This window comes from Poseidonocella sp. HB161398 (assembly GCF_005870025.1).
Classification (GTDB): domain Bacteria; phylum Pseudomonadota; class Alphaproteobacteria; order Rhodobacterales; family Rhodobacteraceae; genus Mangrovicoccus.
In genome coordinates, this window is record NZ_VATA01000111.1 from 1 (window position 1) to 11,873 (window position 11,873).

Annotated in this window: 2 protein-coding genes and 1 pseudogene; 1 reads left to right on the plus strand and 2 read right to left on the minus strand. The window is 70.1% G+C overall.

The window, feature by feature from the left end; all coding sequences use genetic code 11:
• Nucleotides 1-986: 986 nt before the first annotated feature.
• Both FGX59_RS34475 and FGX59_RS34480 read right to left on the minus strand, forming a co-directional pair.
• Nucleotides 987-9,302: an RHS repeat domain-containing protein gene (locus FGX59_RS34475; RefSeq protein WP_138472969.1), complete on the minus strand. Its 8,316-nt coding sequence runs from the start codon at nt 9,300-9,302 to the stop codon at nt 987-989.
• 78 nt (nt 9,303-9,380) lie between these two features.
• Entirely contained in the window at nt 9,381-10,325 is a 945-nt protein-coding gene (locus tag FGX59_RS34480) for a hypothetical protein (protein WP_138472971.1), read from the minus strand.
• Nucleotides 10,326-11,557: 1,232 nt separating this feature from the next.
• Here FGX59_RS34480 and FGX59_RS34485 point away from each other — a divergent pair.
• Nucleotides 11,558-11,689 (plus strand): annotated as a pseudogene (locus FGX59_RS34485) (transposase); the annotation flags it as partial.
• Between the last annotated feature and the right edge of the window lie 184 nt (nt 11,690-11,873).

Sequence of the window (11,873 nt, forward strand, 5' to 3'; positions counted from 1 at the left end):
CCGCGACCAGATCATCGTCCGCGACGCGGACGAGCGGGTCCTCGACTCGGTGGAATTCGCGTCCGGCGACGTGCTGTTCTGACGGCCGTCCTGTCCTGACGCGGGCCGCGCTCTGCCGGGTCTCCGGCAGGGCGTCCGCCGGGGCGGCTCCTCCCCGCCGCCCATGCCCGACAGCGCCGCCACGGGCGGCCCGCCCCGTCCCCGACTCCGGCCGCGTCCCCGTCGCCGTCTCCGTCCCTGGCCGCGCCGCGGCAGACGCGCCCCGCGCCGCTTTCGCCGGACCGCGCCCGGCACCACCGAGACCTGCCCCCGGAGCACGCCCCGGCCATCGGCTTCCGCCCCTCATCCGGCTGCCGACGCCGCCGAAGGACCATCTGCCAGCCACAGCCAGCCGGCCCCGCCGTCTCGCGCCCGCCCGGTCACAGAGCCTTTCGCGCGCGACCATGCCCCCCGCCAGGGCAAGACGCGCCCCCCGAAGGACCATCTGCCAGCCGGTTCCCGACGGGCCAGCCGTCTTGCGCCCGCCGGTTCATCCCTTGCGGGACCGAGTCCCCGCGCCACCGCCGGTTCGACGCCCGCAGCCCATGACCGGTCCGTCCGCGATACAGGGGGCGGACTGTCGTGCGACCGCATAAGGCCGCCCTCGGCGCGGGGATGGCAGCCGGACAGCACCCCCGCGTCTGGAACCACCGGCGGACGGTCCCGGACGGATTGCGGAGGATGCGCGCCTCTCCCGGGGCCGTTCCGCCAGGCACGGCATGCCGGGGACAGGCGAGGCCGCGTCTTCGGTGACGATCTCGGCACGTCCCGCGGCCCGGCGCGCTCTGCTCCGCTTTCTGCTCCGGGCAGAGCCGGGCAGGCCCGGATGGCCCTCGGAGCGGTCGCGACCGGAGGCCCTGCCTGACCCTGTCCGCCGCCATTGGCGGCGTGGTCCGCCGGCGCCTGCCGCCGCAGGGCCGTCGGCAGCGACGGAGTCCGGACCGGGATCAGCCATCCTCGTCGCCCGAGCCTGCCGGAACGCTCGAGCTCTGCTGGCTCGGCCGCAGGGCGGTCCTTTCCGTCGGCGGCTGGTTGGCGGGGTGCGAGTCCGGCGATGCCTGGGCGGCGCGCTGCCGGTCGATCACGCTCCTGCGTGCGCGCTGGTAGATCCAGTCGGCCTTCTTCCTGCCGAAACTGTCGGCCAGGGCGCATGTCGCAGCCCCGCCCGAGGCGGCCACCAGCCCGCTGAAGCCGCTGGTCAGGGTGGCGCGGACAAGGCCCGTCGACCAGTCCTGGTCCTGCCAGCAATTCGTGACCACCTGCGACACATCCGAGAGCGCCGTGGTCGTCAGGGTCGACGCCAGGATCCGGGTGCCGATCTCGGCGCTCTTTCGGACCTTCCACTGCCTGAAGAGGCCGTCGAGCGCCGCGCTTTCGCCGGCGAAGACGACCCCGGAAATCAGCCAGGCGGTGCCCCCGGTCGCTGCCGCGACGGCGAAGTCCTTCATGCTGAAGTCCTTGTTGTCGGTGGAGAAGGCCGTGCGCGCGTCCTGGGCACCGATCCCGATGGGGATCCGCGTCATGATCTTCGTCCCCGCGGTGATCCTGCTGACGTTCTTTGCCGAGCGCCGCAGGGACGCGGCCGAGGCCTGTGCGATGCCGGCATCGGAACTTTCCGCGGCCGCCGCCACGGTGACGGTTCCGGACGCCTCAAGGGTGTCTCCCACGCCCACCGCCGTGTCTGCAATAACGTCCACGCTTCCGGCCGCTGCAAAAGTGACACTGTCCGCTGTTGCGGCGGCTGCCTCCATCCCGGCGGCAACGGCCGACCCGACGCCCGCGGTGGCGATGGTCAGCGCGATGCCGCCCAGGGCCAGCCCGACGGAGGCGACCCCCAGGCCGGTCTGCGCCGCCTGCGACATCTGCCCGCTCGGGTCGGTCTGGTTGGGCGGGGAATTGGCCTCGAACAGGTAGGGCGAGCTGTACTGGAGCGCCAGGTCCATGGCGTGGAACCGCGCCAGCGCCGGGTCGTAGAGCCGCGCATTGAAATTGTAGAGCGCGACCTCGCCGTCCCATTCCTGGCCCTGGAACCGGTAGGGCACGGGGCCCGAACCCGAGGAGAGCCCGGGATTGGCGCTGCCGAAGGCGCGGTAGAGCAGGGTTTGCGCCACGGCGCCGCTTTCGTCGGTGGCCAGGAGGAGGCTGTTCTGCACATCGGTGAGAAGCGCCAGCCGGCGCCCCGGCGCAAGGAAAGCGGCCATCGCGCCGGGACCGGAGACCAGCAGGTCCCAGCCCTCGGGGGTCTTGCGCAGCAGCGGGGTGCTGCCGGCGCCGGGGAAGTAGAAGGTCGCCCCGTCCGCCCCCGCCTTCATCGCGCGGTCGGCCATGCCGCCATAGGCGAGCTCCAGCACCGTCTCGTCCCGGGCGACCCGTATGGTCCGGCTGCTGGCGGGATCGTAGGCATAGCTGCGGCCGTTGCCGGACGTCATGTTCCCGCGCGCATTCCAGGCGCAGGGCACGGCCGCGCCGCCATCCGTGGCGATGGCCGCGATCTGGTCGGTGGCGGCGCTTGGCGAGAAGACCGTGGTCGCGCCGCCTTCGGTGAGCTGCGCGAGATTGCCGTTCAGGTCGGGCGGCCCGTAGGCGGCCTCGTTCGCGCCGGCCACGCTGCTGAGCGCGCGGCTGCCGTCATAGCCGAACGTGTCCGCGACCGGCGTGCCGTTCAGGTCGATCGACCGGTCGAGGACCAGCCCGTCATCGGTATAGGTGTAGTCCAGCCGCAGCACCGGTCCGTTGCCGTCCATCGCGGCCTGGAGCGACAGGGGCCGTTCGTCGGAGGTGTAGCTCAGGCTGCGTGTCCAGGTCCTGTCGCCATGGAGCTGCTGCGAGACCATCTTCCTGTCCGGCCCGTAGACATAGCTGGCCAGCAGATCGCCCGAGGCGCCGCAGCGTATCGTCTCGGTCTGGCCCTGGTCGTTATAGGCATAGGCGAGCTCGGAGACCGGGGCCTCCTGCGGGAGCTGGATCGAAGTGACCTGGCCCAGCGTGTTGTAGGCATAGTGCAGCGCGGCCTCCGCGCCGGCCTGCGCGTCGATGCGGCGGCTGACGGAGGAAATCCGGGCCTGCAGATCGTAGCTGTAGCTGTCGGTGACCGTGACGGAGCCGGCGGCGCAAGGGGTGATGCGCGTCATCTCCGTCTTCTGGCCGATCAGCAGCGGCTCGCTGCCGTCGCCGTCGAAGCTCGTCCAGGCCGCGCGGGTGGCGGCGCCATCGGTTGCGGCATCGGGCCAGTCCGGGTCATCCGCATGGGGCGCCAGGCTGGCCGTGTCCCAGTCGCCCTCGAGCAGGCCCTCCTCGACCTGGCGTCCGCAGCGGTCGTATTTCCGGTAGAGGCAGAAGGCCTCCTCCGCGCCCATGCGCGGCAGCAGGAAGCGGATCGCGCCGGCACTGTCCAGCACGACCTGCGTCTCGCCGCTATTGGGTTCGCAAAAGGAGATCGCCCGGGCCTTGCCGTCCTGCAGCCGCACCCGGTCGAACCCCGCCTCGGCCGGGGTGGCGGCGTTGCCGTTGCCGCGGGGCAGGGTGACGGTGGTACTGGCCTGCGGCGCGGAGAGGTTGGCATAGCTCCTCGCCGCCGTGGATTGCATCAGCGTTCCGCCCGCAGCGCTGCCCACGGCCAGCGACATGACCTGGCCAAGCTTTCCGGTGGCCTGCCGGTAGCTGACGCCGCCGGCGGTGAGCGCTTCGTCGATATGGTAGGGCGGGCCCTCGCCGGGGGCCGGGGGCGGCGACTGCCAGGTGGCCCCGCTGCTCAGGCGCAGCGTCTGCCGGTCCGCTGCGGGCACGGCCGGGTCGAGCGCATGGCGCGCGCCGGGGCGGCCTATCTCGGTCTGCTGCGCGCGCGGCGAGGCCTCGTAGCGGATGCCGTAATAGGGATAGCCGCCGTCATCCGACGGGGCGAGGCCCTGCCAGGGCCGGCCGGAATAGTAGTCCGACACATCGCCGGACATCTGCGCGCTGCGCTCCCAGTTCGCGGCGAAATCGGCGCGGTCCACCGTTCCCGGCCGGTAGGCCATGGGCGGCAGGGCCGCGCCGCTGCCGAAGGAGCCGGGGCAGGGCTTGGTGGTGGCGATCTGGCGGTTGGCCGTGTCGCGGAGGCTGTCGACGACGATGCTGTCGAGCCCCCAGAGCTGCTGTGCCTGCCGCGTGCGCCCCGCGCCGTCGGCATGGATGGTCCCGAGGCGGATGTCATAGCCCAGGCAAAGGCGCCGGAGGCCGAGCGGCGCGGCCGCGCGGATCGACAGCGCGCGGGGACCGCTGCCCGGCAGCGAGACCAGCAGCTGCCCGTCGCCGTAGAAGAGCGTCGCGCCCTCGCTGCGGACGAAGACCCAATTGCCGGGGCAGGCGGGCGGATCGGCCAGGAGCGGCGCGGCATCGCAGCTCAGCCCATCTGCGGTCCAGGACACGGTCATGCCGCCGAAGGCGACGGAGAAATCCAGCCCCTCGCCATAGCGGATCTCGATCGAGGCGGCCGTGGCCTGCGCCGGATCCGCGGGATCGGTGAAGCGCGGATCGGCCAGGTCGAGCCCGCTGCCCGCCGCCAGGACCAGCAGTCCGTCCGAGGCGGTGCAGCTGCCCGAAGGCGTCCAGCGGCCGGTCCAGGCGCCGCCGTCGCGGAACCCGTCGACGCTGCCGCCCGCGGCGCATTGCAGGGCGATGGTCGAATTGGGGCAGGCCGGGTCGAGGCTGTCGCTGGCCGACATCGCCCGGCCATAGCCCTTGATCCGCAGGTCGTGCAGCTCGCCGTCCGACGACTGGCAGCCGATCGTGTCGCCCGCCGGGCTGAGCAGCATCCGGCGGCAGCGGCCGCCGCCGTCCATGCCGGTGGTCTCGGCCAGGCTGTCGGGATCCTGCAGCTGGAAGGTGGCCTGGCTGGCCAGCGGCACGGCCGCGAGCGAGTCCACCCAGACATCGCCCCCGGCCGCGGTGACCGAGAGCCCGAGCGTCCCGGTCCCGGCCTCCAGCGGCAGCGTCCGGTAGCACCAGTCCCCGCCAGTGGCGCCGAGCTCGAGCTGCGCCGTGCCGAAGGCCAGCGTCGCCTGGCCGGAAGCGCTGCGGTAGCGCAGCGACGCGACATAGCGCTGCGCGCGCCCGGGCGTCAGCGCCATGCGCACCGACTGCCCGCCGCCGAGCCGCAGCGCCTGCGTGCCGGTATGGCAGCAATCCGGGTCGTAGCTGCCATCCGTCTCCAGCCGGTCGAGCTGTTCCCAGGACTGGAAGAACGTGGCGGCGAGGCCCGCGGAGGTGGTGTCCCTGGCATGCGCAACGACGCCCATCCCGTCGGCGCCGTGCAGGATGGCCGAGGGCACGCCCAGGGCGTCGACCTCTTCGCAGGGCTGCGCCCAGGGGGTGAAGCCGGTATAGCGCCGCGCCAAGAGCCAGCCCAGCCCGGCCGCGCTGTCCGGCGCGGCAAAGGGGAAGTCCGGATCGGTGCCGCCGACCAGGTCGTAGCTGGCGGAGCGGACCGGCGTCATCACGTCCGCCCCGAGCGCCGACGCGGCCAGCGACCAGAGGCTCGCCTGCGCCTTGACCAGCGTCGCCGCCTCCCGGTCGGGCGCGCCGTCCTTCACCGGCATGCAGTAGCCCGCGGCCTGGGCCGCATCCTCCACCGCATGCTGCGCCCAGAGCGCGGGGAAGGCCAGCAGGGCAGGGGTCTGGCTGCGGCAGAAGACCTCTCTCTCGCCGGCGGCATTCACCCGCGCGCTCAGCGTCGAGAGCGGCGATCCCGTCAGGCTGGCGGGCAGTTCGGCGGTCTCGTAGGACATCACCGTGGTCCGGGTGACGCAGTCCGTGGTCTCGGTCTGCTCCGCCGCCCGCGCCCAGCCGCCGCGCAGCGGCACGAGCCCGCCGGTGACCGGATCGGCCCCGACCGTGGCGACCACCTCCCATTTCGTCGTGCTGGAGGCCACGATCTGGCCCGAGGCGTCGCGGGTGATCTGCGCCAGCTGCTGGCCCTCGAGCAGGTCGAAATAGTTGTCCCGGTCCACCCCGGCGGCGGTGTTCAGATAGAGGGTCTCGACGCTCCCGAGGGGCGCCGTCTGCGGATCCGCCGTGCCGGGATAGGTGAAGGTCTGGTGGAAGCTGACATCGTCCCCGGTGGAGGTGCAGATGGCGCTGTCGGGGATGCAGGCATAGGCCACATGGCTGATATCGCCCATCGCGTCGTCCAGCGCCGCCGCGCAGACCGTGCAATGGGTGACCGGCCCGTCGACGCTGTAGCCCTGGTAGCGGTGCAGGCGGATCGAGGCGGGCGGCCCGCTGGTCTGCGCGACCGTGGCGAAGACCGGCTGCGTCGCGGCGGACTGCCCCTGGTCGCCGCCATCGAAGAGCGACCGGCCCGCGAGCTCGGTCACCAGCGGCGTTCCGGCGCCATTGCGGAAGACGAGGCAGGTGACCGCGCCGCTGCCTGCGGTGGTCACGGTGTCGAGCGCGACGAAGGAGGGCGCGCTGTCGAGCAGCGACGTGCTGTCGAGCCAGGCGAAATCCGTTTCGGCCGCCTCGATCGCGTCGATCATGAAGATCGAGGGCCCGGCCTCGAGCACGGCGTTCCAGTCGCAGGCACTGCCGCGGTAGTAGAGCAGGGAGCCGATGTCCAGCCAGTCCCCGCCGAGGCTGAAATTGTTGCGGGTATCGGCAGGGGAGATGTCGTTGGGGACCAGCGTGCTGACCTCCACCGGCGCGGTGGCCGCGCCCCAGCCCTGGCCCGGCACCCAGGAGCGCATGGTGACGGAGGCCCGGCCGCTCTGGTTGACGGTCATCACGCCGATCACGTCCTGGCCGCTGACGAAGGCCTGGCTGACATTCTGGTAGTTCGCCGAGGTGATCAGGCTGACGCTGTCCCATCCCGTGCCGGTGCGGCGGAAGGCGTTGGAATTCAGGGTGATGAAACTGTCGGACACCACGCTGGGCACGGTGGTCAGCGGCGTGCCGATCCCGGCGTCGAAATAGTCGGAGATCACGCCGTGATCCGCGGCCTCCAGCGCGTAGCTGCTGTCCCAGGACACCGAGCTGAGCTGCACCGCCTGCAGGTTGCCGCCCTGCGAGACGACCATGGTGAAGGCGGCAGAGGCGGTGCCCGCCGCCAGCGCGATGTCGTCCCAGCTGTTCACCGCGGCCGCGCCGGGCATGGCGATGGCGCTTGGCGTCTCGCACCAGCTCAGATCCGCATTGCGCCAGTAGAGGCGCAGGGTCTGGTCGCCGTTGGAATAGGTCGCGAAGCTGCTATCGCCAGCCGCGATCCAGGCGCCGCCGTGATCCAGGGGCACGCTGTCCACGATCCACTGGCCCAGATCCCAGCGCCAGCTGTAGCGGGCGATGGCATTGCCGCTCTGGTACGGGTCGTTCTGGCTCTGGTCGGCGATGAGGAAATGCGCCGCGCCGGTCAGGATGTCGAGCTTGCGGCTGCCGGCATTCTCCAGGACGATCGGCATGTCGAGCCCGAGCGCGCCGGCGCCCTGCCACTGGCCGGGACGGGCGGCCAGCTTGTTCCAGACATGGACATAGCGGCTGCCGGCGAAATCCATGTAGCTCAGCACGGCGAAATCCTGCGCCGCCTGGCATTCCAGCGTGGTCAGGTCGATATTGCCGGTGGCGACGATGCCGTCCTCGCCGGGCTGCCAGATCTGCCAGGTGCCGTTCCAGCTGGCCAGCTTCAGCGCCAGCGACGCGGTTGCGGAGCTGTAGAACGCCAGGACCGTGTAGTCCGGCCCGTAGAACAGGTTCGTCTGATCGGCGCCGTCCGCCGCAATGTCGACGGTCCGGTCGGCCTGCGCCAGCGACTGCCGCGTGTAGCTGTAGCTGACCGTCCCGCCCGAGGCCCCGGTCAGCGAGACCAGCGCGCCCGGCTGCCCGTCGGCGGGATCGGCCTCGAGGCAGTAGGTCATCTTCAGCCCGGGCACCGGGGCGCCGTCGCTGTCGAATTTCGAGATGCCGGTCAGCAGGCGCTTGGCGAACTGGCCGCTGCTGCCGCCGATATAGGCGACGGGGCTGTCCGCGACCGGCGCATAGTCGAAGGCGTAGCGCATCATCTGGCGCCCGGTCGCGCCCGTCACGGTCAGCCCTGCCAGGCACAGCACCTCGTAGGCGTCCTGGTAGCCGGTCGGGGCGAAATAGCCGTCCGCGCCGAGCGGCGGGGTCGCCGCATGCGGATCGCTGTATTCCTGCGCCCCGGCAGAGGACCAGAGCTTGGGCGCGTAGGACAGGGCGACCTGCCGGCCGAAGACATCCGTGGCGCTGGTCAGGTAGACCGCCTTGGTGAAGGCCGGGCCGCCCTCGGTGACGCTCTGTTCGGCATATTGCAGAAGGCCGGTCGCGGGGTCGCGGGGGAAGTCGTTGTAGCCGAAGCTCTGGGCATTGCCGAAACGGTCGGTGACGCTTTCGAGGTACCAGGCATTGGCCACCGCGACCTGGCCGCTTGCCGAGGTGCCCGCGCCGCTCCAGGCCGGGCGGTCGCCGCCGCCGGTCCACCAGACCGACCAGGAGACGGAGTTGCCGCGGCTGGTGGCGATCCCGCCCTCCGTGCGGCCGACGCCGCCGCCGAAGCTGCGCCGCGCGCCGCTTTCGTCGATCACCAGCCAGCGGTCATAGGCCGGGTAGAAGACGATATGGCAGAAACTGTAGTTCTGCAGCTGGTAGAATTCGCCGCCATAGCGGATCTCGATGGCGCCGTCCCGGACGCAAAGGGCGAAATCCTGCTCCAGTGCCGCGTCCCGCAGGCTCCAGTCCGCCGGGCCGCCCTCGAGCACGGCCTCCGGCGAAAGCGGCAGGCCATTGCCGGTGAAGACCGCGCGCAGGCCGGGCGGGACGGCCCCGCCGGACTGCGCCGCGTCCAGCAGGCTGGCGGCGGCGGTCAGCAGCACGGGCACGATGTCCTGGCGCACCAGCGTCCCGGAAATGCCGTTGTCGGACATCGTGTAGCTGGCCCCCGAGGGCGCCGGCCCGCCATCGCCCTGCAGCGTGATGGCGCTGAGCGGCAGGTCCCAGCCCAGCCCGAGAGTCCCCGTCGGCGCCTCGGCATTCCAGGTCAGGGCGCCGTGGCGCACATTGCTGCCGTACTGGAGCGAGATCTTCAGCGTGTCGCTGCCGTCCTGCGCGCGCCCCTTGAGGCTGACGAGCGGGTGGGTCAGATCCACATCGCCCTTGAACAGGTTGACCGAGGCGGCGAGGGCGCCCTTCTGGACGCCGTCCGACTGGCCGCTCCGGCGGGAGGGCGCGCTCTGGCTGTTGAAGATGTTTGCACCGGAAAAGGCGGTCGACGGGGCCATGCGGGCCTCCCTGGTCTGGAAACGGGCTGCGGAGCGAGGGGCGCGCGCCCGCAACAGGCGCGCGCGGAGGGCCGGGGATCAGCCGGGACGCTGCGTCGCGACGATCACCAGCTTCACGTAGGACGTGTCATTGTCCTGCTTGTCGTCGCCGTGGCCGGTCTGGTAGACGAAGGCGCCGGGCTTGGTCAGCGTGACCGCCGTGTTGCCCGCGCCGTCCCATTTCTTGCATCCCGCGCCGATCGCCGTGATCTCGTGATCGGTGGAGCCGATGCCGCCATCGGCGTAGATCGCCTTGAAATCGGCAATGAACACCCGGACCGAGTCGATCACGTAGCCGGGCTGCAGGATCTCCGAGAAGTCGACCGTCACGTCGGTGTCGGGCTTCTGCCCCTTCCAGGTCTGAACCAGGAAGGGCGGCGTTTCGGCCGTCGAGACCGTCATCCCGATCAGGTCGAAGCTGTTCTCGTCGGTCGTGTTGTTGTCGTCGTCCTCGCAATAGCCGGTGATCGAGGCGTAGAGCCCGTCAGCCGGCCTGTCGGTCGGCTTGAGCGTGGTCTGGGCATACCAGAAGCGGTGGATGTCGGTGCTGTAGGCCATGCTGAAGCCGGACATCATGACGGCGGAGGTCTGGACCGGCTCCGAGGCGTTGCCGCAGATCTTGGTCTCGCTGTCGCCCGACTTGATATTGCTCTGGGTGCCGAGCTTCGCATTGAAGTCCTCGCCGGAGCCGGTGACGCCGATCGCGGAGAGCGAGACGTAGCTTTCGCCCAGGTCGATGCTGTGGTCGTCATCCTCGAGGACCGCGGTGACCGTGGTCTTGACCGAAGTGCCGGCATTGCCGGTCGGCGTGGTCGACAGGGTCATGGCCATCTTGTTGAGCTCGTAGCTGTGATCCTCGCCGTAGCTGAGCTTGAAATAGGCGATCCCGACGATGGACTGCTGCAGCGTTCCGCCGAAGTCGAAGGTGAAGTCGGTTCCGTCGGACAGCTTCTGGTCCTCGAATTTCCGAAGGCTGAGGCTCATGGTCTTTCTCCGTCTATTGCAGTTGGAAACAGGACAGGCCGCGGGGCATTCCCGGAGCAGGCCGGCCGGGACCGCCGGACCGCGGCAGCTGCGCAGCCCGGCGGCGGGACAGGCAGCCGCCAGGAGGCCATGGACAGCGGCAAGGCAGCAGCGGACCGGGCAGGCAGCGTGCCAGCCAGCCCCCCGCAGGGCGCATGTCGCGTTGTCGTCTGGCTATGCCGGGATCCCGGTCCGATCGGACTCGGATGCCCCGCGGGATGAATGGGAACGGGGTTCAGGTACTCTTTAAAATGGTGCGGATCGGTGATGTGCTGTGTTGAAAGGAAACTGGATTCTGGCGTCCCCGTGGCGCGAATTGCCGGAGCCGGGGGCGCCCTTGTCGTGATCAGCCGGGCGGCAGCCGACGGGATACCGGCCGCGGAACTGCCCGAGCGCCGGGGCGCTGCGGCAGGGGCCGGGAGGCGACGGCATGGTTTCGGCGATGGACGCCCGATCGGCAGCGCGTGCCACTGCCCGGCCGCTGAGCGAAGCTTGGGCCTTCTGGCTGTGCTCGCAAGGTCATGATTGCTCCTAGGTGGCTAGAAACTTTCGATGTTCGGTATTTTTATATGTGAAATCAGATTAACGCAAGCTCTGTGATCCCCACCGAACGGGGTATTGCCAAAGCCCGATCCGCCGGCCACCCGCGTCTGCCGCCATCAGGGTCCTTGGAGCCGCCGAGTCGTTTTCCTGCGATTTGGGCGGTATTTCAGGCAGGCTCCGCGGCAGGCGAAAGCGCCGATCCTTCCATGCCGGAGCCGGACGGCCAATCCTCGGGATGCGGGTGGTCGGCAATCTGGCCAGAGGGTCTCGAGCCGCACGATGACCGCGGCATGCCTTCCGGACTCGCGCAGGAGCTTTGCGCATCGGCCGCAGCGGTCTGCGGCATTTCCCGTTCCCGGAGGCCGCGACGCGGTGGAGGCTGATCTGATACGTGACTCTGGCTGCGTGACGGCTCTGGTCGACGAGCGCGGGGAAGATCTGGCGGCGCCGGAGGTCGAGCTCGGCCTGCGGGGCGGGCGTGATCTTGGAAAAGCGGAGATTGCGCCCGCCAGAATGGGGCGCGCCAAGAAGCGCCACAGATACGATAGGCTGATTTATGCAACAAAAATACGTGCCCCCCAAGATATCTCCCCCGATCTTAGGGAGATGCGAAGTGGAATTTTCTCGGCGGGATGAGCGAGGAGACTCCAATGAAGAAGACTCGTTTCACCGAGGCCCAGATCATGGGCGTGCTGCGCCAGATGGAGGGCGGTGTGCCTGCTGCCGAGCTGTGCCGCGAACATGGAATGAGCAGCGCGACACCGCACAAATGGCGCGCCAAGTAAGGCGGCATGGATGCCAGCTTGATCGCCGACGCATGAAGCTCCCAAACCGAGCCGATCAGTACGAGGATCGAGCAAAGACGCTTAACAGCCTAGTCACCTGAATCTAAAGTCCCTGACATACGGTCTTTTGGCAGAAGCGCTTCACTGAGGCGAGAATTTCGTCTGCGGACTTGTGCCAGCG